Annotated in this window: 21 protein-coding genes; 10 read left to right on the top strand and 11 right to left on the bottom strand. The window is 63.6% G+C overall.

Annotated elements, in window-relative coordinates:
- Positions 1-360: 360 nt before the first annotated feature.
- Positions 361-2169 carry an ABC transporter ATP-binding protein/permease gene (locus tag ACQKPZ_RS23430; RefSeq protein WP_427542758.1) on the top strand — a complete coding sequence of 603 codons (1809 nt, stop codon included), beginning with the start codon at positions 361-363 and terminating at the stop codon, positions 2167-2169.
- Between the two features lie 121 nt (positions 2170-2290).
- Here ACQKPZ_RS23430 and ACQKPZ_RS23425 read toward each other — a convergent pair whose 3' ends face one another.
- Positions 2291-3493 carry an MFS transporter gene (locus ACQKPZ_RS23425; protein WP_427542755.1) on the bottom strand — a complete coding sequence of 401 codons (1203 nt, stop codon included), beginning with the start codon at positions 3491-3493 and terminating at the stop codon, positions 2291-2293.
- Positions 3494-3556: 63 nt separating this feature from the next.
- A complete protein-coding gene (locus ACQKPZ_RS23420; RefSeq protein ID WP_403203423.1) occupies positions 3557-3871 on the bottom strand; it encodes a helix-turn-helix domain-containing protein in 315 nt (104 codons plus the stop codon).
- Between the two features lie 402 nt (positions 3872-4273).
- On the opposite strand from ACQKPZ_RS23420, the gene ACQKPZ_RS23415 reads away from it, so the two are divergent.
- The 4 genes from ACQKPZ_RS23415 to ACQKPZ_RS23400 all read left to right on the top strand — a co-directional run bounded on the left by ACQKPZ_RS23415 (position 4274) and on the right by ACQKPZ_RS23400 (position 8788).
- On the top strand, positions 4274-6514 hold the full coding sequence (locus ACQKPZ_RS23415; RefSeq protein ID WP_427542752.1) for a TonB-dependent siderophore receptor: 2241 nt from the start codon (positions 4274-4276) through the stop codon (positions 6512-6514).
- 134 nt (positions 6515-6648) lie between these two features.
- Complete coding sequence (locus ACQKPZ_RS23410) at positions 6649-6936, top strand: iron transporter (RefSeq protein WP_427542750.1); 288 nt, start codon at positions 6649-6651, stop codon at positions 6934-6936.
- The gene (locus ACQKPZ_RS23405) at positions 6933-8453 is read left to right on the top strand and encodes a PepSY-associated TM helix domain-containing protein (RefSeq protein WP_427542747.1); all 1521 of its coding nucleotides are present in this window, start codon (positions 6933-6935) and stop codon (positions 8451-8453) included. Before ACQKPZ_RS23410 ends, ACQKPZ_RS23405 begins: the two co-directional genes overlap by 4 nt.
- Positions 8450-8788, top strand: coding sequence for a DUF3325 domain-containing protein (locus ACQKPZ_RS23400; RefSeq protein ID WP_427542744.1), 339 nt, complete (start codon positions 8450-8452; stop codon positions 8786-8788). The genes ACQKPZ_RS23405 and ACQKPZ_RS23400 overlap by 4 nt, the downstream gene beginning before the upstream one ends.
- A gap of 154 nt (positions 8789-8942) precedes the next feature.
- On the opposite strand, the gene ACQKPZ_RS23395 is transcribed toward ACQKPZ_RS23400, so the two are convergent.
- The gene (locus ACQKPZ_RS23395) at positions 8943-10031 is read right to left on the bottom strand and encodes a pyridoxal phosphate-dependent aminotransferase (RefSeq protein WP_427542741.1); all 1089 of its coding nucleotides are present in this window, start codon (positions 10029-10031) and stop codon (positions 8943-8945) included.
- Between the two features lie 163 nt (positions 10032-10194).
- On the opposite strand from ACQKPZ_RS23395, the gene ACQKPZ_RS23390 reads away from it, so the two are divergent.
- Entirely contained in the window at positions 10195-10734 is a 540-nt protein-coding gene (locus ACQKPZ_RS23390; protein ID WP_427542738.1) for a histidine phosphatase family protein, read from the top strand.
- 3 nt (positions 10735-10737) lie between these two features.
- Here the strand turns inward: ACQKPZ_RS23390 and ACQKPZ_RS23385 are convergent, their stop codons facing one another.
- On the bottom strand, positions 10738-11523 hold the full coding sequence (locus ACQKPZ_RS23385; protein WP_012271535.1) for a sulfite exporter TauE/SafE family protein: 786 nt from the start codon (positions 11521-11523) through the stop codon (positions 10738-10740).
- 105 nt (positions 11524-11628) lie between these two features.
- Positions 11629-12222: a helix-turn-helix domain-containing protein gene (locus ACQKPZ_RS23380; RefSeq protein WP_391132859.1), complete on the bottom strand. Its 594-nt coding sequence runs from the start codon at positions 12220-12222 to the stop codon at positions 11629-11631.
- 114 nt (positions 12223-12336) lie between these two features.
- Here ACQKPZ_RS23380 and ACQKPZ_RS23375 point away from each other — a divergent pair, with 114 nt between their 5' ends.
- The 3 genes from ACQKPZ_RS23375 to ACQKPZ_RS23365 all read left to right on the top strand — a co-directional run bounded on the left by ACQKPZ_RS23375 (position 12337) and on the right by ACQKPZ_RS23365 (position 15126).
- Positions 12337-13473: an NAD(P)/FAD-dependent oxidoreductase gene (locus tag ACQKPZ_RS23375; protein ID WP_427542735.1), complete on the top strand. Its 1137-nt coding sequence runs from the start codon at positions 12337-12339 to the stop codon at positions 13471-13473.
- A 12-nt stretch (positions 13474-13485) separates the two neighbouring features.
- Entirely contained in the window at positions 13486-13863 is a 378-nt protein-coding gene (locus ACQKPZ_RS23370) for a RidA family protein (protein WP_016485872.1), read from the top strand.
- Between the two features lie 198 nt (positions 13864-14061).
- Entirely contained in the window at positions 14062-15126 is a 1065-nt protein-coding gene (locus ACQKPZ_RS23365; protein ID WP_427542732.1) for a YkvI family membrane protein, read from the top strand.
- A gap of 27 nt (positions 15127-15153) precedes the next feature.
- On the opposite strand, the gene mcpA is transcribed toward ACQKPZ_RS23365, so the two are convergent.
- The gene (gene mcpA, locus ACQKPZ_RS23360) at positions 15154-17040 is read right to left on the bottom strand and encodes a methyl-accepting chemotaxis protein McpA (protein WP_427542729.1); all 1887 of its coding nucleotides are present in this window, start codon (positions 17038-17040) and stop codon (positions 15154-15156) included.
- Between the two features lie 142 nt (positions 17041-17182).
- Positions 17183-18061: a LysR family transcriptional regulator gene (locus tag ACQKPZ_RS23355; RefSeq protein ID WP_427542726.1), complete on the bottom strand. Its 879-nt coding sequence runs from the start codon at positions 18059-18061 to the stop codon at positions 17183-17185.
- A gap of 102 nt (positions 18062-18163) precedes the next feature.
- On the opposite strand from ACQKPZ_RS23355, the gene ACQKPZ_RS23350 reads away from it, so the two are divergent.
- Complete coding sequence (locus ACQKPZ_RS23350; protein ID WP_427542723.1) at positions 18164-18607, top strand: PACE efflux transporter; 444 nt, start codon at positions 18164-18166, stop codon at positions 18605-18607.
- Here the strand turns inward: ACQKPZ_RS23350 and ACQKPZ_RS23345 are convergent.
- From ACQKPZ_RS23345 to ACQKPZ_RS23330, 4 genes are all read right to left on the bottom strand, one after another.
- Positions 18588-19646, bottom strand: coding sequence for a hypothetical protein (locus ACQKPZ_RS23345; RefSeq protein WP_427542720.1), 1059 nt, complete (start codon positions 19644-19646; stop codon positions 18588-18590). The genes ACQKPZ_RS23350 and ACQKPZ_RS23345 overlap by 20 nt on opposite strands.
- A gap of 225 nt (positions 19647-19871) precedes the next feature.
- Positions 19872-20540 carry a GntR family transcriptional regulator gene (locus ACQKPZ_RS23340; protein WP_427542717.1) on the bottom strand — a complete coding sequence of 223 codons (669 nt, stop codon included), beginning with the start codon at positions 20538-20540 and terminating at the stop codon, positions 19872-19874.
- Positions 20541-20556: 16 nt separating this feature from the next.
- Positions 20557-21261 (bottom strand): FadR/GntR family transcriptional regulator, encoded by a 705-nt coding sequence (locus tag ACQKPZ_RS23335; protein ID WP_427542714.1) that lies wholly within the window; start codon positions 21259-21261, stop codon positions 20557-20559.
- Between the two features lie 44 nt (positions 21262-21305).
- Positions 21306-22619 carry a C4-dicarboxylate transporter DctA gene (locus ACQKPZ_RS23330; protein WP_284355841.1) on the bottom strand — a complete coding sequence of 438 codons (1314 nt, stop codon included), beginning with the start codon at positions 22617-22619 and terminating at the stop codon, positions 21306-21308.
- Between the last annotated feature and the right edge of the window lie 98 nt (positions 22620-22717).

Raw genomic sequence — 22717 nt, 5'->3', positions numbered from 1 at the left:
CAGCAGTGAAACGATGCATCGCCGATGGTAGTGTGGGGTTTCCCCATGTGAGAGTAGGTCATCGTCAAGATTCATTTCGCAAAACCCCTATCTGCGCATGCAGGTAGGGGTTTTGTCTTTGTGGGCCAAAAAAAGTCCCCTGGCCTCACAACAATCCCTGTGGGAGCGGGCGCGCCCGCGAACACCGGCGCAGCCGGTGCCATCCACCGCGTCTCATGCTTCGCGGCTAAAGCCGCTCCCACAGGGACCGCGCCAGCTTCTGTAATCGCGCAGAGCAATCATGAAACCTGCGTCATGTATGCCTGCCGACTCACTGCTCAATGCTACGCTCGCGGAAATACTCAGCGCGGATACCCCACCATGGATATGAACTGGCACCAGGCCCTGCGGGAAAGCCTGATCTGGCTTGCAATCGCCTCGTTCATCACCCTCATCTGCTTTGCTGCTGCCGCCACCGTGGCCGTACGTTGTACGCGCTGGGGCAGCCAGTTCTGGCAGCTTGCCGGGCCCTATTTCAGTTTCAGGCGCAGTTGGCGGCCGCTATTGGTGTTTGCGCTGCTGCTGGTGTTGACGCTGTTCTCGGTGCGCCTGAACGTGCTGTTCTCATTCTGGTACAACGGCTTCTACAGCGCCTTGCAAGGCCTTGATCAAACCGCTTTCTGGTACCTGCTCGGCGTCTTTGCCGTGTTGGCTACCATCCATGTGCTGCGCTCGTTGTTCACCTTCTATGTAACCCAGGCATTCAGCATTCATTGGCGAGTGTGGCTCACGGAGCGCCTGACCCACGACTGGATGCGCGGCGATGCCTACTACCGTGGCCAGTTCCTCGCCGAGCCGGTGGACAACCCCGACCAGCGTATCGAACTGGACGCCAACGCTTTTGTCAGCAACTCGGTAACCCTCGCCCTGGGCGCGGTCAGTGCACTGGTGTCGCTGGTAGCGTTCACCGGGATCCTCTGGGGGCTGTCGGCACCCTTGACCGTTGCCGGTGTGGAAATCCCGCGGGCGATGGTGTTTGCCGTGTACCTGTATGTCATTGTCGCCACCTGGATAGCCTTCCGCCTCGGGCGGCCTCTGATCCGCCTGAACTTCCTTAACGAAAAGCTCACCGCCAACTTCCGTTACGCGCTGATGCGCCTGCGCGAGAATGCCGAGAACATTGCCTTCTATCAGGGTGCCCTGGTAGAGCGGGGGACGTTGCTGGGCCGCTTTGGCGCGTTGATCGTCAATGCCTGGGCACTGGTATTCCGGAACCTGAAGTTCAGCGGTTTCAACCTGGGGGTAAGCCAGGTGGCCGTGGTATTCCCGTTTATCCTCCAGGCACCGCGCTTTTTCAGTGGGGCAATCAAGCTGGGCGATGTCATGCAGACCTCCCAGGCCTTCGGCCAGGTGCAAGATTCGCTGTCGTTCTTCCGTGAGTCCTACGATTCCTTCGCCCAATACCGTGCCACCCTCGACCGTCTGACCGGTTTTCTTGAAGCCAACGAACAGGCAAGTGCCCTGCCACGTGTCATCACCGAGCACCAGGCACACGTTCTACAGATCACCCAGCTGCAAGTGCTGCGCCCGGACGGGCACGCTCTTATTGCCGACTTGGATCTCAGTCTGCACGCCGGCCAGGCGCTGTTGATCAAAGGCCCTTCGGGAAGTGGCAAAACCACCTTGTTGCGTGCACTGGCGGGCCTTTGGCCCTATGCCGAAGGTGAAGTCCGGCGGCCGACAGGCCATCAAGCGCTGTTCCTGTCGCAACGCCCGTACTTGCCCTTGGGCGACTTGCGGGCCGTTATTGCCTACCCGGCGACCAGCAAGCCTGAAGATGAAGCGCGCATGCAACAGGTATTGCGCCAGGTCAATCTGGCCCACCTGGCCGAGCGGCTGAGCGTTAGCTGCGATTGGTCACACATTCTCTCGGTGGGTGAGCAGCAGCGCCTGGCGTTCGCTCGAGTGCTGTTCAACCGGCCGCAGGTAGTGTTCCTTGACGAGTCCACCTCGGCGATGGATGAAGGCCTGGAGCATGCACTGTATTCGTTGCTGCGCACGGAGTTGCCGGGCGCGCTGCTGGTCAGTATCGGCCATCGCAGCACGCTGGCGGGGTTCCATACGCACCGGCTGGAGGTGGATGGTCAGGGCGGCTGGTCATTGCTCAAGCAAGCTGTGCAACCTGCGTAAGCCTCACATGTATCTGGCCAGGACAGTGGGTGACAGCATGCAGGGCGCCGGCATCGTCCGCGGCGACCTGGGCGTGGTCGCCTTCAGCGTGCGTAGCCATGGTCCGGCGGCCTGGGCTGGCTCAGTGCAACAGCGTTACCCCCAGCAGGGTGGCACTGGCAAACCCCGCGCCAACCAAAAAGGTTGCCTGGTACCCCGCACCATCCCACAACAACCCTGCCACCACGCTGGCCACCAGCAGCGCCACTCCGGTCAGCAGGTTGAACAAGCCGAAGGCGGTGCCGCGCAGGTTGGCGGGCGCGCTGTCGGCAATCATGGCTGCGAAGATGCCCTGGCTGAAGCCCAGGTGCAGGCCCCATGCGGCCACCCCCAGGGCCAACCCGACCCAGCCCGGCAGCAGTGCCAGCAGCAGGTCGGCGACAATCAGCAGCCCCAGCCCTGTCATCAGCACTCCACGGCGGCCCACGCGGTCCGACAGCACCCCGGCAGGGTAGGCCGACACTGAGAAGGCCAGCGCCATCAGCACCAGCACCGCCGGCGCCCACATCGGCGCCAGGCCCATGTCCTGTGCACGCAGCAGCAAGAACGCCTCGCTGAAGCGAGCCAGGGTGAACAAGGTGGCCAGGCCGACAAGTCGCCAGTAGGCTGGCCCCAGGTGCACCAGTTCGTGCAGTGCCAGCGGTGCGCGCACTGGTGTTGTCGTGGTCGGCACTTCGGGTTCGCGTACGAACGCGACGAGGATATAAACCGCCACCAATGCAGGGATCACCGCCACCCAGAATACAGCCTGGAAATGGCTCACGGTCAGCCACATCAACACCATCGCCAGCAGCGGCCCAAGGAAAGCCCCGACCGTATCCAGCGCCTGGCGCAGCCCGAAGGCGGCGCCACGCAACTCGGGCGGCGTGGCATCGGCGACCAGTGCATCGCGTGGCGCCCCACGAATGCCTTTGCCGACCCGGTCGACGAAGCGTGCCGCGGTCAACCACTCAACGCCGCCAGCCATGGGGAATACCGGCTTGGTCAACGCGGCCAGGCCGTAGCCGATCACCGTCAGCAGCTTGCGCTTGCCCAACCGGTCGCTGAGGGCGCCGGAGAACACCTTGGTGATCGATGCGGTGGCTTCGGCAATGCCTTCGATAACACCCACCGCTACTACCGAAGTGCCGAGCACCGTGACCATGTACAGCGGCAGCAGGGCGTGGATCATCTCCGAGGAAATGTCCATGAACATCGATACGAAGCCCAGTGCCCAGACGCTACGCGGGATTCTCGGCAGGGTCCTGGTCGCACTTGCTGAGCGGCTTTCTTCATGGCTGCGCATCTGGGGTCTCGGCAGAGTTGCTACGTTCGAAACTGTAGTAGCCGGTGCGCGGATTTTCGCCGGTCAACGCTCCTGAAGCACTTCGCGGAATACGTCGGGGCGAGAAGCAGCAATATGGAGGAGGGACCGAGCGGCACCGGATGGTGAACGCCGACCCTGCTCCCATTCCTGAAGCGTACGCACCGAAACACCCAGCATTTCGGCAAATCTGGACTGGGACAGCCCTGTTCTGCTCCGTGCCTCGGCGGCCTCGGTTACCTCTACCTGAAGGACCGCACCATAGCGGCCAGCTTTCACATCACGAATGGACTCCAGTAATTCCTCACCGATGTTACGGCTGGCATCCCGCAGTCTCAGTTCTTTTTCAGTCAGGGGCATGGTTGAACTCCTTTTACTGCAATCCAATGTTAGTTGATGTAGCGATTTTGCTTTGTTCGTCTGAGCTCAAGCAGCATGAGGATGTATCGACTAGTTGCTGATCAGCCCGTTCCTGCTGAAATCGCCAGGGCCGCTGTGCGCTGCTCATCGCATGCAAGCCAGCTTCTACAAGGGCCGTACCAGCAATTGCCCGTTGCGCACGGCCACTGCTCCACTCCGCGTTCCAGCAAAGTTCCGTTACAAACATGTAAACTTCGTAAATAAGATTTACTCGCATTTGCAGTGCCCTATATTTACCACCCCTGTTGGCCACCAAACTGTGTTTGCGAGGTCGGTGGGCGAGGGCTCCCGGTCTCCGACAGGGATGTGCCGTTTCGCTCATGAATCGCAGGAGATGTACCCATGCAGTGCAGAACTTCACCCAATAGCCTGGCCCTGGCGTTCGTCGCGCTGGCGTCGCCGGCCATGATGGCCACCGCGGCTGAAGCCGAGGAGCAGCGTGCGGGTGAGGTGCTGGAAGTGCCGGTCGCCGACAACGCGCTGGTGATCCAGGACACCCTGGTCACAGCCGAGCGCGAGGCCCGCCAGGCCCTGGGGTCGTCGATCATCACCGCCGAAGACATCAAGCGCCACCCGCCGTCCAACGACCTGTCCGACATCATCCGCCGCGAGCCCGGCGTCAACCTGACCGGCAACAGCGCCAGCGGCGCACGGGGCAACAACCGGCAGATCGACCTGCGTGGCATGGGCCCGGAGAACACCCTGATCCTCATCGACGGCAAACCCTCCAGTGCACGCAACGCAGTGCGTTATGGCTGGAACGGCGACCGCGATACGCGCGGTGAAACCAACTGGGTGCCCGCCGAAGCGGTCGAGCGCATCGAGATCCTGCGCGGGCCGGCGGCTGCACGCTACGGTTCCGGTGCCATGGGCGGGGTGGTCAACATCATCACCAAACGGCCTACCGACGAGCTAAAGGGCAGCGTCAGCCTATACACCCAACTGCCGGAAGACAGCGCCGAGGGTGCCAGCCAGCGTGCCAACTTCAACCTTGGCGGCGGCCTTACCGATAATCTCGGTTTCCGGCTGTTTGGTGGCCTGGCCAAGACCGACGCCGACGACCTGGATATCAACGCCAGCCATGCCAACAGCGCACTGGTTGCCGGCCGCGAAGGTGTGCGCAACAAGGACATCAACGGCCTGCTGAGCTGGAAGCTCAACGACGAGCATCGCCTCGAAGCCAGCGCAGGCTACAGCCGCCAGGGCAACATCTACGCTGGCGACACCATGAACAGCAACGGCGGCAGCGACGTCGCGCTGATTTCCAGCCTGTATGGCGACGAAACCAACGTGATGCAGCGCAGCACCTACGACCTGACCCATCTGGGTGATTTCACCTGGGGCACCAGCAAAACCACCCTGGCCTATGAATACGTGCGCAACTGGCGCCTCAATGAGGGCCTGGCTGGTGGCCCAGAGGGGGCGATCAACGACAGCGGTGCGGCGATGTCGCGGCTGCGCAACACCCGCTTGAGCAGTGAGGTCAACCTGCCGTTTGCGGTAGGCAGCACTGAGCACGTGCTGACCCTGGGCGGCGAGTACCTGTACGAGTCGCTCAACGACCAGGGTTCGTTCCGCCCGCAAAGTTTCGACCCGAGTGCATCGGGCAGTGACGCGATCAGCGGCTTCGATCGCAGCGACACGAAAATGACCGCCAAAAGCTACGCGTTGTTCGTGGAGGACAACATCGTCATCGGCGACACGACCGTGACGCCGGGCCTGCGCTTTGACCACCACGAGATGTTTGGCGACAACTTCAGCCCAAGCCTGAACCTGTCGCACAAGCTCACCGAGGCACTGTCGGTCAAGGGCGGCATCGCGCGCGCCTACAAGGTGCCGAACCTGTACCAGTCCAACCCCAACTACCTGCTCTACAGCCGCGGCCAGGGCTGCAGTGTGCAGCAGACCAACTCCGGCGGCTGCTACCTGCAAGGCAACGCCGACCTCAAGCCGGAGATCAGCGTCAACAAGGAAATCGGCCTGCTGTACGACCGCGGCACCTGGCGTACCAGCGCCACCTACTTCCGCAACGACTACAAGAACAAGATCATCGGCGGTACCGATGTGCTCTACGCCATCAACAGTGGCCGCCGCGTGACCCAGTGGGAGAACGCGGGTGAAGCGCGGGTGGAAGGCATCGAAGGCAACTTCTTCATCGAGTTGACGCCGAGCCTGGACTGGAACACCAACCTGACCTGGATGCTCGACAACGATAACCGCGAGACCGGGGAGCCGCTGTCGGTGATCCCGGAATACACCGTCAACACCACCCTCGACTGGCGTGCCACCGAGCAGTTGTCGTTCCAGGTGGCGGGCACCTACTTTGGCAAACAGAAGTCGCCGACCTACAACTACCGCACCCAGCAGGACTACGACCAGGCAGCGCAGCAGGACGTCGAGGCCTATGGCCTGGTGGATCTGAGTGCCGGGTACAAGTTCAACGCCAATTACGACGTGCGGGTAGGGGTGAACAACGTGTTCGACAAGCAGATCCTGCGGGGCGGCAACGCCAGCAGTTCGGGGGCCAACACCTACAACCAGCCGGGCCGGGCGGTGTTTGCTGCGCTGAATATCAACTTCTGATCCACGGGGCCGCTGTACGGCCCATTCGCGGGTGAACCCGCTCCCACAGGTACCGCGTTGCCCTCACGGCTGCGCGATCCCTGAGGGAGCGGGTTCACCCGCGAATGGGCGGACACATTTTTCAAGGACGCCAAATGCCTAAATTCTCCGCCTGGCTACAGATATTCTCCCGCAGCAGTGCCGCGCTGCTCGGCGGCTATGCCCTCAGCTACGCCGCCACTGCCTGCCTGGCCCGCATCCTGCCGCTGTCTGCCGTCGACGCGATCATTGTCGCGACCCTGCCTGCGTTCATTTTCTACACCGCTGCCATCCTCTGGGCTTTCGCCTGCCGTGATGCCCTGCGCGCCTGGGCGCCGCTGGCACTGGCTGCGCCCCTTGCCCTGATTGGCTTCTGGCCGCTGGTACTGGAGCGGCTGGCATGAAGAACACCTTTACCCAATCGATGGCCTGGCTGCACACCTGGGCCGGGCTGGTTTTCGGCTGGCTGCTGTTCGCAATCTTCGTCACCGGTACCCTGGCGGTATTCGACAAGGAGCTCAACCACTGGATGCAGCCGGAAATTCCGGCCACCCAGGTGTCCCAGGCCGACGCTGCACAGCGTGCCATCGCGTACCTGCAGGCCCATGAACCGCAGGCGGGCAACTGGGGCATCAGCCTGCCAAGCGAGCGTTCGCCTGGGCTGCGTGTGTCCACAGGTGACCGGCGCCATGGCGTTGGGGTACAACTCGACCCGCGCACCGGGGAAGCCATCGAGGTGCGCGACAGTGTCGGCGGCAACTTCTTCTTCCGCTTCCACTTCACCCTCGACCTGCCACGCAACTGGGGCATCTTCGTGGTCGGCGCGCTGGCGTTGGTGATGCTGGCGGCGTTGGTCACCGGCATCGTCATCCACAAGAAGATCTTCAAGGAGTTCTTCACCTTCCGGCCGAACAAGGGCCAGCGCTCGTGGCTGGACTTTCATAACGCCAGCGCGGTGCTGTTGCTGCCATTCCACCTGATGATCACCTACACCGGCCTGGTGATCTTCATGCTCATCTATATCCCCGCCGGGGTTGATGCGCTGTTCGCCGGTGACAACCGTGCCTACTTCCAGGCCCAGGGCAATGCCCGCGTGGAGCAGCCCCGTGGCCTGGCCAGGCAGCCGGCTGCGCTGGTCGATGTGGCGCCGCTGCTGGCCCGGGCCGAGGCGCAGCTGGGGCCGCTGGGCGGCTTGAATATACGCAACCCGAACACAGCGGCGGCGCGTATCGAAATTCGCCCCGAGTTGGGCAACCGCATCGCCTTGGCCAAGGGCCAGGCCATGGTCTTTGACGGCGTCAGCGGGGCGTTGCTCAGCGACGTGCCGCAATGGCGCGTGGCCCCGCTTACCCAACGGGTCATGGTCGGGCTGCACTTTGCCCAGTTTGGCGGCTACCCGATGCGCTGGCTGTACTTCATCTGCGGGCTGGTCAGTTGCCTGATGATCGCCAGCGGCCTGGTGCTGTTCTGCGTGAAACGCGGGCGTAAATACGCCACTGCCACCGCCGAGGCTTCAGCCCGACGCTGGTACCGGGTGGCCGAGGTGTGCAATGTGGCTTTCATCAGTGGCCTGTTGCTGGCCTGCGTGGGGTTGTTGTGGGCCAGTCGCTTGCTGCCCGTTGAGTTGGCGCAGCGTGAGGGCTGGGAGGTGCGTGCGTTCTTTGGCGTGTGGCTGTTGGCGTTGTTGCATGCCGGTATCAGGCCGGCACGTCGGGCCTGGGTTGAGCAACTGTTGCTGGCGGCATTGCTGTGCATCGGGGTGGGTGCGTTTGGCGGTCTCGAAGACGCGATGCGCCTGGGTGTGGCGGCCTGTGCGTTGGTGCTGGGCATATTGCTTGGGCTTGCGGCCTGGCGGGTGCGGCAAGCGCAGCCAGTGCAGCAGAAGGCTAGGGCAGAGCGGCGACAGGAGGCTGAGGCATGATGATGTGGATTACAGGCGGCGTGTTGTTTGCCTACGCAGGCATGCTCGGGCTGTGCCAAGGGCTGGAGCGGCATTACAAGCAGGTATGGAACCGGGCTTGCCCACGCGCGTTGCGAATCGGCCTGCGCAGTGCAGGGTGGTTGGCGTTGCTGGCCAGCCTGGTGCTGTGCGCCCAGGCCTGGGGTTGGGCCATGGGGGCGGTGGCCTGGTTTGGTGCGATGTCGCTGGCGGGGATGCTGCTGGTGATGCTGCTGCCGTACTGGCCCAGGCTGGCGATGGGGCTGATAGGCGCACTGCCGGTGTGGGGCTTGGTTCAGCTGGTTAACCACCTTTGAAGACGGCGCGCACTCTGTGTAGGAGCGGCCTTGCGTCGCGATCGGGCCGCACAGCGGCCCCGGGGATTTCCGCTGCGAAGCTGAAAATCTGGGGCCGCTGCGCAGCCCGATCGCGACGCAAGGCCGCTCCTACACAGAGTGCGGGTGTTCCTGTCTAGCCAGTTACCTTGGCAAACGCCGAACGAAAGCGCTGCATGTCCCGCTCATCGCCCACACTCACCCGCACCCAGTTCGGCCAGCTCGGCCAGATCCGTCCCACCAGCACGCCTTGCTCCGCAAGGCGCTCGACCACCGGCTGCCCGGGCCTGCGCATATCGATCATGAAACAGTTGGTCTGCGACGCCGTACAGCGCCAGCCGCGTTCGGCCAGCCAGGCGATGGTCTGGTCGCGCAAGCGGGCGTTTTTGGCCTTGCGCTGCGGCACCAGCTGGCGGTCCTGCAAGCTGGCCAGGCCTGCCAGCAAGGTGGGGGATGCCGCGACGTTCTGACCGTCAAACGCTTCCAGCCGCTGTAGCAGCGGTGCCTGGCCAATCGCCAACCCCAGGCGTGCGCCCGCCATGCCGTACAGTTTGGAAAACGTCTGCAACACCAGTAGCTCTGGGTGGTCCTTGACCAGATCGATGCAACTCTGTGCATCGCTGAAATGAATGTAGGCCTCGTCCACCAGCACCACGCTACCTGCCGGCTTGCGCGCCAGCAGCCGTTCGATGTCCTGGCGTGGGGTGACGGTGCCGGTGGGGTTGTTGGGGTTGCACAGGTAGATCAACCCCGCTGCCGGGTCGGCCGCCAGCATGGCGTCGACATCATGGGCGAACCGGGCATCGAGGGCGATGCTGTGCACCCGGGTGCCACGCCCCACGGCGGCTTCGGCTGGCGCTTCATAGGACGGTTCCGGGACCACGAGGCTGCGTGACCCGGTGAACGCCATCACCGCGTGCTGCAACGCCAGCTTCGAACCGCAGAACACTTGTACCTGGTCCGGCTTCAGACCGTGTTCGGCGGCGAACAGGTCGATCAACCGGTATTGCGCATCGTAGGGGTAGCGCCCACACAGGCCGATGCCTTCGCGCATGGCTTCGCGCGCCGCCGGGCTCGGGCCCCAGGGGCTTTCGTTGTAGTTGATGCGTGCCGGGCCGCCATTGGTAGCCGGGGAGGGTGATGCAGCGTTGGCCCAGTTGATCTGCCCGAGCAGCGGCAAGGCCATGCCCAGGCCCACCAGCGAGCGACGTGTCATTGCGGTCATGCGTCGACGTCCCTGTTGTCATTGGTCACTTCAGGGACGAAATGCGGCCACAGGAATTAATGATGGCAAATCGCTGCTGGCGTGGTCGGCATCGACATTGTTGCAGCCAAACGCTTTGCGGCATGCTAAACCTTGCGCCCCAGCCTGCCACGAGAAACGCCTGGTGAAAGCCACCCGTCTGACCCTGATTTGCCATGCCCTGACCCAGGCCCAGAAGACCGGGCGCCTGCACTGTGCCGGCGACGGTATCCTGCCCCTGGCGCAACCGCCCGCAGCTATCCAGCCCGGTGTGCAGCTGCTGACTGCGCCGGAGCGGCGCGCCTGTGAGACGGCAGCTTGGGTGTCGGGACCGGTGCGGGTCGAGCCGGCCTTGGCCGATTGTGACTTAGGGGGGTGGAAAGGGCTGGCATTGAAGCAGTTGCAGGCCGAGCAGCCTCAGGCACTGGCGCAATGGCTAGAGGATCCGGCAAGTGCGCCGCACGGGGGAGAGTCATTCGCCGCGCTTTGTCAGCGTGTGGCGGGCTGGTTGGCAAGCTTCGACAAGCCGGGCGAATGGCTGGCGGTAACCCACCCCATGGTCATCCGCGCCGTGCTGGTACAGGTGCTGGGCTGCCCGATGAGTGCCGGGCAGCGTATTGATGTATTGCCGCTGTCACGCCTGGAGTTGAGCTTTACCGGGCAGTGGCGCCTGCGCCTGGTTTGAGCTTCAGAACGCCAGCTTGTAGCCGATCAGCAGCAGCATCGCCGCCAGGCATGGGCGCAGCACGCGGTCGGAGATCCGCCCGGTGAGGTGGCTGCCCAGGTAGATGCCCGGCAGCGAGCCCAGCAGCAGATAGCCCAGCAGCGACCAGTCCATGTTGCCCATGCCCGCGTGGCCCAGGCCTGCGACCAGGGTAAGCGGCACGGCGTGAGCGATTTCGGTACCGACCAGGCGGCGGGTGACCAGGAACGGGTACAGCAGGAACAGCGCCACGGTACCCAGCGCACCGGCACCGATGGAGGTGAGGGTGACCATCACCCCCAGCACCACGCCAGTCAGCACGGTGAGGATGTTCAGGCTGCGATCACTGAGGTGGTAGTGGTCACCGGCATGGCGGCTGGCAAAGGCTTGCAGGCGTGATTTGAACAAGATGGCCAGTGCCGTCAGGATCAGCACCACAGCCAGGCCTTGCTTGATGATGGCGTTGAGCGCCGAAGTGTCGGTGTGCAGGGTGCTAAGGAACCACAAGGTCAGCGCAGCGGCGGGTACGCTACCCAGGCTGAGCAGGCCGGTGATCTTCCAGTCGATGTTCTTCTGGCGCGCATGCACCCAGACACCACTGGCCTTGGTGATTGCCGCATAGAGCAGGTCGGTGCCGACGGCCGTAGCCGGGTTGATGCCAAACCACAACAGGATCGGGGTCATCAGCGAGCCGCCACCGACGCCGGTCATGCCGACGATGAAACCCACAACTAGGCCAGCAATGGTGAAACCAAAAGAACCTACATCCATACGCTACTCGACTGCCCAACTTTGCCCGTTATCGGATGCAGCCAGCATATAGATTTTTTTATAGCCAAATAGACTTGTTCGTTATTAGGTTATAACCGAGCCAGATTAACGATCCGTCATCACCACCATCACGTGTGCATCGCCGCCGTCCTCGCTCTCGGACAGGTAGATGTGGCCGACCTGGCTGTCGAAGTAGGCGGTCTCCTGCGGCCCGATACTCACAGCTTCGCCGGTCTCGAATTCGATGCGTACGCGCCCGCTCAGCACCAGCGCGAACTCTTGCCCTGGGTGGCGGATAAAATCGTCGAACTGGCCGCGTTCACGGGCGATGATGCGGGCATAGGCCGGGGTCATGCGGCGTTCGGGGAAATCGCCGGCGATGGGGTGGTAGTCGTAAGTACCGGTCGAATAGCCGGCCGCCGCCGGCAACGAATCGACCACCACGGTCACGGGCACCGGGGCGCTGACCGTAGCGCCGGAGCGGAACAACTGAGCGATATCGACATTCAGGGCCCGGGCAGCGGCGGCGAGCTTTTCATAGCTGACCGATACCTGCGCCAGCTCCATCTTCGACAAGGTGGACAGCGGTACGCCACTGGCTTCGGACAATTGCTTGAGGGTCATCTGGCGCGCCTTGCGCACCTGGCGCAGGCGCTGGCCGACTACAGCACGGTCCAGCAGGGGTAGGGCAGCGGGCATTCAGGGCTCTCGGCATACGGCATTGGTCGGGCATCTTACCTTGGACACTTGCGCATTTCTAAATTCTCATATATTAGAATTCTCATAAATGATAATTCATTGGCAGGAGCGTTCATGACCCCGACCTACGACACCCTCATCATCGGTGCCGGCATTGCCGGTGCCTCACTGGGCTATCGCCTGGCCGGGCAACAGCGGGTGCTGCTGCTGGAGCGTGAGTCGCAGCCTGGCTACCACTCGACCGGGCGTTCGGCCGCCATGTTCATGGAGGCCTACGGCACTCCGCAGATCCAGGCGCTAACCCGCGCCAGCCGGGCGTTCTACGAGTCGCCACCGCAAGGGTTCTGCGAGCACCCGTTGCTGGAACCGCGTGGCTGCCTGTATGTGGCCAACGTGGAACAGCGTGCACTGCTTGAACAGACCCACGCGCAAAACCTGGCTAACGGCACCGAGGTCAGCCTGCTGGACCGCGATGCCGCCCTGGCCCTGGTGCCGAGCCTGCGTGGCGAATGCCTTGTCGGCGCAGTGCTTGAGCCCGGCGCGATGGACCTGGATGTGCATGCGCTGCACCAGGGCTTCTTGCGCGGCTATCGCGCCGCAGGTGGTGAGTTGCGTTGCAACGCCGAGCTGATCCAGGCCTGGTATCTGGACGACCTGTGGCAGGTGGAACTGGGCGATGGCAGCCGGGTGCAGGCGCGCCAACTGGTGAATGCCGCAGGCGCCTGGGCCGACCGCGTGGCCGAGCAATGCGGTGTGGCACGTATCGGCCTGCAACCGTGCCGGCGCAGCGCGTTCACATTCCCTGGCCCGGCAGACCAGGACTTCGCCCGCTGGCCTGCGGTGATCGGCGTCGACGAAAGCTTCTACTTCAAACCCGACGCCGGGCAGCTGCTGGGGTCACCGGCCAATGCCGACCCTGTCGAACCCCAGGACGCCGCCCCTGAAGAGTTCGATGTGGCGTTGGGCATCTACAACATCGAAGCCATGACCACCCTGGCGATTCGCCGGCCGAGCCACACCTGGGCCGGGTTGCGTTCGTTCGTCGCCGACGGCGATCTGGTGATCGGTTTCGATGCGCAAGCCCCCGCGTTCTTCTGGCTGGCGGCACAAGGTGGCTATGGCATCCAGTCGGCTGCAGGCGCCTCGCGCCTGGCTGCGGATTTGCTGCTTGGCCAGCCCCTGTGTCCTGGCCTTGTCAACCAGGGTGTGGCGCCCGAGCGCCTGTCCCCGGCCCGTTTCCAGCAACCTTGAAAGGAACATCCCATGAGCAATGACATCCAGCGTTTCCCCAGCAGCCTGCCTTTCCCGTTCTCCCGTGCAGTGAAGGCGGGTGGTTTCCTGTTTCTCTCCGGCCAGGTGCCCATGAGTGCCAGCGGCGAAGTCGTGCGCGGTGATATCCAGGCCCAGACCCGCGCTGCCTGCGAGCGTATTGCCGAAAGCCTGGCGGCATGCGGTGCGCGTTTCGACCAGGTGGTAAAGGCCACGGTATGGCTGTCGGACATGAGCCACTTCGCCGGTTTCAACGAGGTGTACAAGGAATTCTTCGGCGCGGCGCTGCCGGTGCGTTCGACGGTGGCCTCGGCATTGGCGCTGGGGGTGGACGTGGAAATCGAAGTGCAGGCGTTTGTCGGCGAAGCATGACCGAAGCACGAACCCATGTGGGAGCGGGCGTGCCCGCGAAAGAGCCCACACGGTGGATGGCACCGGCTTTGCCGGTGTTCGCGGGCACGCCCGCTCCCACAAGGGTTGCGCAAGCCTTGAGATTTCGGAGCAACACAGCTGCTCCTGCAAAAGGCATGCGGTGGCGGTAAGACAACAACAATAAATCCAGAGGTTCACATGCAAGAGCAACTGAAGATTGCCGGCGCATTTGTCGGCGTGATCGTGGGGGCGGGGTTCGCTTCGGGGCGGGAACTGTTGTTGTTCTTTGTCGATTTCGGCGTGTGGGGGCTGGTTGGCGCCATGGTCAGCGCGGCCCTGTTCACCTTCCTCGGGATGGCCTTGGCCGGCTTGGGCAACCGCCAGCAGGCCACCTCGCACAAGGATGTGATCCAGGCCATCTGCGGCCGCCACCTGGGCCTGTTCGTCGACTGGCTGATCACCTTCTTCATGTTCGCCGTCACCGTGGTCATGCTGGCCGGTGGTGGTGCGCTCCTGGAGCAGCAGTTCGGCATACCGGCGTTGACCGGCAGCGTGCTGGTGACGCTGGTGGTGGTGGGCATTGTCTGCCTGGACGTGCGCAAGGTGATTCTGGCCATTGGCGCCATCACTCCGCTGTTGATCCTGGTGGCGTCGGCGATCGCGTTGTATGCCGTGTTCACCCGCGAGCAAAGCTTCGCTGCGCTCGATTACCTGGCCAGCCAGCAGCAGGCCGGCACCCGTCACTGGCTGTTGGGCGCATTTTTGTATGTGTCGTACAACATCGTTGCGGGTGCGCCGATACTCGCCATCCTGGGCGGCTCGGCCAAGGGTGAGAAAACCGCAGTGTGGGGCGGTTTGCTGGGCGGCGCGGCGTTGGGCGGCCTGATGCTGGTGATGAGTGCCGGGCTGCTGTCACGCCTGGACAGCGTGGCCGACCTGCCCATGCCGATGCTGTCGATTGCCAATGAAGTGTCGCCGTTGCTGGGGCTGGTGATGTGCCTGATCATCTTCGGCATGATCGTCAATACCGCGGTGGGTACGTTGTTTTCGTTCCTTTCGCGGCTGCTGCCAGCGGGCACGGCGAAGTTCCGCTGGGGCTCGGTGGTAACCGGTGCGGTGGCGTTTGTCTGCAGCCTGGTGGGGTTCATCAGCCTGGTGGGTGAGGTGTACCCGTTGTTTGGCTACCTGGGGTTCGTGCTGATGGCGGCGGTGTTGCTGGCATGGGTGCGGCGGGGTAGGGCTGCGAAAGCGGTTACAGCTTAAGGGGGCGCAAAGCGCCCCCCCAGGCCATCAGATCCTGAAACTGCCTACCAGCTGCTTCAAGCGCCCGGCCTGCTGGGCCAGTTGGTCGCAATGGCGCAGGGTGTCGTTGAGGTTTTCCACCCCTTGCTGGTTCAGCGCGTTGATCTGGGTGATGTCCAGGTTGAGGCTCTCGACCACGGCGGTCTGCTCTTCGGTAGCGGTGGCCACCGACTGGTTCATGCCATCGATTTCGCCGATGCGCTGAGTCACGCTGGCCAGGCGTACGCCGGCCTGGTTGGCCACCTGCACGGTCTGCTCGCTGGACACCTGGCTGGTGTTCATGGTGTGCACCGCTTCGCGCGAGCCTACTTGCAGGCTGGTGATCATGCGGTGGATCTCTTCTGCCGACTCCTGGGTACGGTGCGCCAGGTTGCGTACTTCGTCGGCCACCACGGCAAAGCCACGGCCGGCCTCACCGGCACGCGCTGCCTCGATCGCGGCGTTCAGTGCCAGCAGGTTGGTCTGCTGCGAGATGCCCTTGATCACGTCGAGGATCTTGCCGATTTCGTCAGTGCTGGCGTTGAGCGTTTCGATCTGCGCGCAGGACTCGCTGATGCGCTGCGACAGGGCGGTCATGGCGCTGATCGCTTCTTCGACCACTTCACGCCCACCGTGGGCCTGCTCGCTGGCGCCACTGGCATGCTGCGACGCATCGGCGGCGTTACGGGCGATTTCCTGGGTGGCGGCGCCCAGCTCGTTGATGGCTGCTGCCACGCTGTTGGTGCGCATGCTCTGTTCTTCAGAGCCGCTGATCGATGCGTTGGACGCGCTGACTACTTTCTCCGACAAGTCATGCACCAGGCGGGTGGCCGAAGACACTTCGCTGATCGAGGCATGGATGCGCTCGACAAAGCGGTTGAACGAAGTGGCCAGCTCGCCGAATTCGTCCTTGTTCTGCACGCTCAGGCGGCGGGTAAGGTCACCTTCACCCTCGGCGATGTCGCGCATGGCGCGGCCCATGGTGGTCAGCGGGCTCATCAGCACCGGGATCAGCAGGCCGAGCAGGCCGGCGATGGCAGCCACGGCAATCAGCATGGCGATGATCGCGGAGGTACGGAACTGGCTGAGTGCAGCGTAAGCCTTGTCCTTGTCGATCGACAGGCCGATGTACCACTGCGCAGACGGCAGGCCGGCCACCGGGGCGAAGGAAATGATGCGCTCCTGGCCGTTGAGGGTGACATCCTGCATGCCGGCGGCAACCCGCAGGTTGCTGCCGGGGTAGATGTCCTTGAGGTTCTTCATCACCTGGTCTTTGTCTGGGCTGACAATCACCTGGCCGTTGGCGTCGGCCAGGAAGGCGTGGCCGATGCCGCCGAAGTCGACCGAGTTGATGATCTCGACCAGGGTATCGAGGGTCACGTCACCGCCGACCACGCCGACGAGCTCGCCATTGTTCTTGCTCTTCACCGGTGTGGCGATGGTCACCATCAGGCCACCGACCGCGCCTTGGTACGGGGCGGTCAGCACGGTTTGCCCGGCGCTGGCGGCGGCGCCATACCATGGGCGCTGGCGGGGGTCGTAACCGGCAGGCATCTGGGTATCCGGGCGCTGGGTGAACACACCGTTGGCCTGGCCCAGGTAGGTGAACAGGAAATTACGCGTGTAGGACGGCTGCTCGATCAGCCCCGCCAAGGTCTCGCCGGCACCTTGCTGGCCGATATCCTGGGCCAGGTTTTCCAGTACCAGGATGCGCCCGCTCATCCAGTTCTGCACGCTGCTGGCGGTCAGTGCGCCGGCTTGCTGCACCGAAGCTTCGATGTTCTGGCGGATGGTGTTGCGTTGCAGGTAGTCGTTGTAGAGCGTGAACAGGGCAAATGCCAGTACCACGACGCCGCAGGCGCTGAGCAGGATCTTGTGGCGAAATTTCAGGTTCATGTTTCGAGACCTTGAGCCAATGAGGGGAGGGCGCAGCGCACTCATGACGCGCTGCGGGGCCTGTCGACCGAGATATCGGCTCATGGGCTAAAAGATTGAAGTGCTTACAGAAATTTCTTACGGTCGTTTCGACAGACGGTATTCAGTGGCGACTCAGTTGCTCGATCAGCAACCGTGCGGCCTGCTGCAGCGGCTGTTGTTTTCGCCACAGGATGTGCACCGGCAACTGCAGTTCGTTGCGCGTATTGCGAAAATCCAGGCGCACCAGGCGCCCGCTGGCCAGCAGCGGCGTAACCCGCGAAAGCGGCAGGTCGCCCCAGCCAAGGCCCGCTTCTACCATCTGCAATGCCAGGTCGAAGCTGTCGGTGGACCAGTGTGTCGCGCCAATCAGCGGGCGCGGGTCGGCCAGCGGCAGGTCGCGGCTGCGCACCAGAATCTGCCGTACCCGGGTCAGGTCTTCCAGGTAGTGGATACGCCCCTCGCGCAAGGCCGGATGGGTGGGTGACAGGGTGGCCACCAGTGACTCCATGCCGATGTGCTGGAAGCCCCGGCGGGCGTCGACCTGCAGGCCGGCAAAGGCTACGCACAGGTCGGCACGGCCGCTGTCCAGCAGGTGCAGGGCTTGTTCCTGCGGGGCGCTGAGCAGGGCGATGTCCAGCAGCGGGTGGCGCTCGCCGAGGTGGGCGATGGCTGCCAGCAACGGCCGGTGGTCGATGTCTGGTACCACCGCCAGGGTCAGGCTGCTTTCCAGCCCCTGGGACAACTCCAGGGCGTGTACCTGCAGCAGCCCCAGTTGTTCGCCAATCAGCCTGGCGTGGGGTTCGAGGGCCAGGGCCTGTGCGGTGGGACGAACTTCACGTGGGCCGCGTTCGAACAGGCTATAACCCAGTTCCGCCTCAAGGTTGCCAATGGCCATGCTCACGGCCGACGGCACCCGCTGAAGGGCGCGCGCAGCCGCGGAAAACGAGCCGCGATCGAGCACGGCAAGAAACAATTGGATGTTGTCGCTGGAAAAGTTCATGGCAGCCTCCTGTCAGTAGATCTGACAGCTGCTGACTTTTGCTGTCAAGCATGATGAAGCATGATCGCGCCCCATCGCTTTTGTCATTGGAGGTAACCCCGGGTGCAGGGACTGAAACGCAAACTGGTCTACGTGACCTTCTATGAACTGATCGGGTTGTGCATGTCGACGCTGGGGCTGGCTTACCTGTCCGACACCGAGGCGTCGCACACCGGGCCGCTGGCGGTCATGATCACCACCATCGCCATGCTCTGGAACCTGGCCTACAACACCTTGTTCGAATATTGGGAAAGCCGCCAGGCCAAGCGCGGGCGCAGCGTGGCGCGGCGGGTGGCGCATGCCATCGGTTTTCAGCTGACCCTGGTGGTGTACCTGATTCCGTTGATTGCCTGGTGGCTGGACATGACGCTGGTGGAGGCGTTGCTGGTGGACATGGCGTTCATCGTGCTGGTGCCTTGCTACACCTTTGCCTACAACTGGGCATTCGACCGGGTGTTCGGGTTGCCAGACTCGGCCACGGCAACCCCTACGGCGGCAGGCGTATGATCAAAGGTTCCTGCTGCTTCACTGGCTGCTCCACAGGTTGTTCAACCGGCCGCGGCACGCTGGCCAGCAAGCTGTCCTCAACCTGCCCCGACAGGTAGTACACCCCCGCCATGGCCCCGCTCTGGCGGTTTTCCATCAGCTCCTGCCATTCCTCGTTCAGCGCCACGTTGAGGATCACCCGCAACTGCTCGACCATCTGTGGGTGATCGCGGTCATGGGTCATCATGCCGTAGCCGGCCGCCGCGATCGAAATGATCGCACCCGCCACCTTGCCCACTGCCGACGCCACGGCGCTGGCGATCCCGCGCGGGGCGAGGGTGGCGCCGAGCTTTTCGCTGGCGCGGGTGGCCACTGAGTCAAGCCCGACGTCAGTCCGCCCAGGGCCTTTGCTGGCCAGTTGGTGCAGGTGCTGGCGCATGGCTTGCCAGGCCGGTTGCTGGTCCAGCGACTTGGCCCTTAGCAGTTGATACAGACTGGCATTGCGCGCATCCGGTGGGCCCAGATGGATGGCGGGGATGCGGTTGAGGCGCTGGCTGAACTGCTCGGGGGGCGCGTTGTAGCGGCTGATGATGGCCGGTAACTGCTGGCCAAGCAGTTGCAGGTACAACTCGCAGGCGCGGTCGCGGATGCCCTCGGGGTTGATCTGTTCGGCCACCGGCTCGATCACCCGCTCGTGGTACTGCTCCTGCAGGTACAGGGCCAGGCGTTTTTCTGCAGGTTCCCGGCCTTCGCCGCTGTCGAGCTTGTACCAGGCCACCTTGAGGGTGAGCCACTGCTGGGTCCAGTAGCCGGTAAACCAGGGGATGAAGTCGCTTTCGGTGCGCTGCTGCACCTGCTCTTTCCACACCCGCATGGAGCGCCGCGCATAGTCGTTGGCCGAGCCGGCGGCGCCGGCCGAGGCATCGATCAGTTCCTGGTCGATGCGTTGCCAGGCGGCGGGGGTGAGTACAGCGGGTGGCGGCGGGGCAGGCGGGCGCTTGCTTGCGCAGGCGCCGAGGGCCAGCAGAAGGCACAGCAATATAAGGGTTCTGGAACTCACGCGACCGCCTCCCTGGTAGAGGCTGGGGTGGTGTTCCGAGTATAGGGGCGGCAGTGAGCTACTGCCGTGCAGCCCATCGCCCCGGCAACACGGTCCCTGTAGGAGCGGCCTTGTGTCGCGATGGGCCGCAAAGCGGCCCCGACAATATCCGCTGCGAAGCTGAAATCCTGGGGCCGCGTTGCGGCCCATCGCGACACAAGGCCGCTCCTACAGGGGAGCGCGTAATTACGCCAGGTCGAGTTTTTCTTCCAGGCGGTCCAGGTGCTGGTGCATCAAACCCAGCGCTGCCTCGGCATCGCCTTGCTCCACGGCATCGATGATGGCCGCATGCTCCTCCCACGCACAGTGGTCGCAGCACGGTGATTCGTAGCGGGCAATGATCAGCGAGGTCATCGGCACCAGGCCATTGAGAAAGCGCGCCAGCGGCGCATTGGCAGCCACTTGCGCCAGTTTCAGGTGAAACTCGCCGCCCAGGCGGATCGCCGCGCAACGCTCACCGCTTTCGTGGTGCTGGCGTTCGCGCTCTACCAGTTGCCGCAGTTGGCGCACCTGAGCCGGCCGGGCACGCTGGGCGGCCAGGGTAATCAGCGTGGTTTCGGCCAGGCGCCGGGCGCTGAGTACCTGGCGTGCCTGGTCCGGGTCGGGCGCGGCCAGGTGCGCGGTGTGGCTGGGGCGCTGCACCACCACCTGCTGGTCGGACAGGCGCCCGAGCACACGGCGGATCACGGTGCGGCTGACGCCAAAGGCATGGCCCAGCGCCTGCTCGGGCAACAGCGCGCCCGGTGGCAAGCGTTGTTCGAGAATGGCGTCGAACAGCCGCGGGTAGATCTGCTCGGCCGACAGGCGGGTTTCGCCAGCCGCGAGCAGGGCAGGCAAATGGGGGGCGGCGTTCATGGGCGCTCTCCTGGGGTCATGGGTGCGGGTGTTCGTCCGGGATGTTCAGCGAAATGCCCATGCGCTGGCCTTCAGCCAGAATGTGCTGGCGCATCTGGGCGCTGGCCTGGGCACTGTTGCGTTCACGTATGGCGCGCACCACGGCTTCGTTTTCCTTCAGCCTCGCCGCCAGGTGCTCCGGCGAGTTGCGCAGCATGTCGGCGCTTTGCTTGAGGGCATTGCCGGTCTGCTGCACCACACTCTGGAAAATCGGGTTGGTGGTGAGGGCGAACAACGCTTCATGGAAGGCGATGTAGGCTTTTACCCCGGCTTCGCTGTCATCGGCCTCCAGTGCTTCGCGCATGTCCATCAGGGTGAGACGCAACTGGCCGATGTCCTGGCTGTTGGCCGACTGCGCCACCAGCCCGACAATGAAGGGTTCCAGGGTGTAGCGCAGCTCCAGCACATCGGCCAGGCTGGCTGCGGCACTGGTGTCCATGCCCTGTTCCGCGGTAACGGCGTCGGCATCCAGTACCAGTACGCCCTTGCCCGGCAGCGAGCGCACCAGGCCCAGGGTTTCCAGCACAGTCACCGCTTCGCGCAAGCTGGGGCGGCTGATGCCCAGTTGTTCAGCCAGCTCGCGCTGGCCCGGCAGCATGTCGCCGGTGCGCCATTGGCCCCGGGCCAGGGCCTGGCGCAGTTTTTCCACCACTGAGTTGACGACGGTCGATGAGCTGATCACGGTTCGCTCCTGCAAGGGCCGGCGTTACCGCCGGCCGCTTTGGTTCAGAATTCCTGTTGATGGTGCGTGTTGGGCTGCTTGCGCGGTGTGGGCGTGAAGCCCAGCTTGCCGTCGAGCACGTTCTGCGCACGCTCCAGGTCAATGTCCTTTTCCCAGCGGGCGATGGCCACGGTGGCCACGCAGTTGCCAATCAGGTTGGTCAGCGCCCGGCCGATGCCCATGAACCAGTCCACTGCCAGCACCAGCACCAGGCCGACCACCGGAATTGCCGGCACGGCGGTGAGGGTGGCGGCGAGGATCACCAGCGCCGAGCCTGGGATGCCGTGAGCACCCTTTGAAGTCACCAGCGACACCAGCAGGATGGTCAGCAGGTCGGTCATTTCCAGCGGTGTGCCGGTGGCATTGGCAATGAACACGATGGCCAGGGTCAGGTAGATGGAGAAACCATCGAGGTTGAACGAATAACCGGTAGGGATTACCAGGCCGACCGTGGAGCTGCCGATCCCCAGGTGCTCCAGCTTGCGCATGATCTGTGGCAGCACGGCGTCGGAAGACGCGGTCCCCAGGACGATGGTCAGCTCTTCACGCAGGTACTTGATCAACGGCAGCAGCTTCAGCCCGGACAGGCGCATCACGGTACCCAGCACGATCAGCACGAAGCCGGCGCAGGTGAGGTAGAACAACGCCACCAGCCCGCCCAGGTGTTGCAGCGATTCCAGGCCGTACTTGCTGGTGGTGAAGGCGATGGCGCCGAACACGCCGATAGGGGCCAGGCGCACGATCATGCCCATGATGCGGAAGATCACGTGGCTCAGTTCGTTGATCAGCCGCGAGATGCCGGCTGCCGAATCACCCACCAGGTTCAGCGCGCTGCCGAACAGCACCGAGAACAGCAGCACCTGGAGAATGTTGTTGTCGGCGAAGGCGCCGATCACCGAGGTGGGGATCAGGTCCATGAAGAACGCCGTGGCGCCATGGATGTGCTGGCCGCGCTCGGCCAGGCCGTTGGCGTCGGCGCTGGACAGCTGGTCCAGGTGGATGTTGGCACCACTGCCGATGCCACTGCTGAAGGCGAACACCAGGCCGATCACCAGCGCCAGGGTGGTGAGCACTTCAAAGTAGATCACCGACTTCAGGCCGATGCGCCCGACCTTTTTCAGGTCGCCCGCGCCCGAAATACCGCTGACTACCACGCAGAACACGATCAGGCCGATGAGCATCTTGATCAGCTTGATGAAGCCGTCGCCCAGGGGTTTGAGTTGCAGGGAAAGGTCGGGGAAGCTGAGACCGCAGGCGATGCCGAGGGCAAGGCCGAGCACGACTTGCAGGAATATCGAACGCGAGCACCATTTGAGCATGGAAGGAGTCTCTGATCGGCGTCCTTGCTTCGGTAGCCGCACGGGGCGAAAGAGCGCAGGACTTAATTATTGTGGTCTTACCGGTTTGTTCAGCGCGA

The sequence above is a fragment of the Pseudomonas sp. NPDC089547 genome, from assembly GCF_050280665.1.
Taxonomy (GTDB): Bacteria; Pseudomonadota; Gammaproteobacteria; order Pseudomonadales; family Pseudomonadaceae; genus Aquipseudomonas.
This window is presented reverse-complemented; position numbering and strand designations above follow the sequence as displayed.

Bases quoted from the DNA above. Each gene is read 5' to 3' on its own strand.
- ACQKPZ_RS23430 (WP_427542758.1), top strand. From the start codon at position 361: ATGGATATGAACTGGCACCAGGCCCTGCGGGAAAGCCTGATCTGGCTT.
- ACQKPZ_RS23425 (WP_427542755.1), bottom strand. From the start codon at position 3,493: ATGCGCAGCCATGAAGAAAGCCGCTCAGCAAGTGCGACCAGGACCCTG.
- ACQKPZ_RS23420 (WP_403203423.1), bottom strand. From the start codon at position 3,871: ATGCCCCTGACTGAAAAAGAACTGAGACTGCGGGATGCCAGCCGTAAC.
- ACQKPZ_RS23415 (WP_427542752.1), top strand. From the start codon at position 4,274: ATGCAGTGCAGAACTTCACCCAATAGCCTGGCCCTGGCGTTCGTCGCG.
- ACQKPZ_RS23410 (WP_427542750.1), top strand. From the start codon at position 6,649: ATGCCTAAATTCTCCGCCTGGCTACAGATATTCTCCCGCAGCAGTGCC.
- ACQKPZ_RS23405 (WP_427542747.1), top strand. From the start codon at position 6,933: ATGAAGAACACCTTTACCCAATCGATGGCCTGGCTGCACACCTGGGCC.
- ACQKPZ_RS23400 (WP_427542744.1), top strand. From the start codon at position 8,450: ATGATGATGTGGATTACAGGCGGCGTGTTGTTTGCCTACGCAGGCATG.
- ACQKPZ_RS23395 (WP_427542741.1), bottom strand. From the start codon at position 10,031: ATGACCGCAATGACACGTCGCTCGCTGGTGGGCCTGGGCATGGCCTTG.
- ACQKPZ_RS23385 (WP_012271535.1), bottom strand. From the start codon at position 11,523: ATGGATGTAGGTTCTTTTGGTTTCACCATTGCTGGCCTAGTTGTGGGT.
- ACQKPZ_RS23380 (WP_391132859.1), bottom strand. From the start codon at position 12,222: ATGCCCGCTGCCCTACCCCTGCTGGACCGTGCTGTAGTCGGCCAGCGC.
- ACQKPZ_RS23375 (WP_427542735.1), top strand. From the start codon at position 12,337: ATGACCCCGACCTACGACACCCTCATCATCGGTGCCGGCATTGCCGGT.
- ACQKPZ_RS23370 (WP_016485872.1), top strand. From the start codon at position 13,486: ATGAGCAATGACATCCAGCGTTTCCCCAGCAGCCTGCCTTTCCCGTTC.
- ACQKPZ_RS23365 (WP_427542732.1), top strand. From the start codon at position 14,062: ATGCAAGAGCAACTGAAGATTGCCGGCGCATTTGTCGGCGTGATCGTG.
- mcpA (WP_427542729.1), bottom strand. From the start codon at position 17,040: ATGAACCTGAAATTTCGCCACAAGATCCTGCTCAGCGCCTGCGGCGTC.
- ACQKPZ_RS23355 (WP_427542726.1), bottom strand. From the start codon at position 18,061: ATGAACTTTTCCAGCGACAACATCCAATTGTTTCTTGCCGTGCTCGAT.
- ACQKPZ_RS23340 (WP_427542717.1), bottom strand. From the start codon at position 20,540: ATGAACGCCGCCCCCCATTTGCCTGCCCTGCTCGCGGCTGGCGAAACC.
- ACQKPZ_RS23330 (WP_284355841.1), bottom strand. From the start codon at position 22,619: ATGCTCAAATGGTGCTCGCGTTCGATATTCCTGCAAGTCGTGCTCGGC.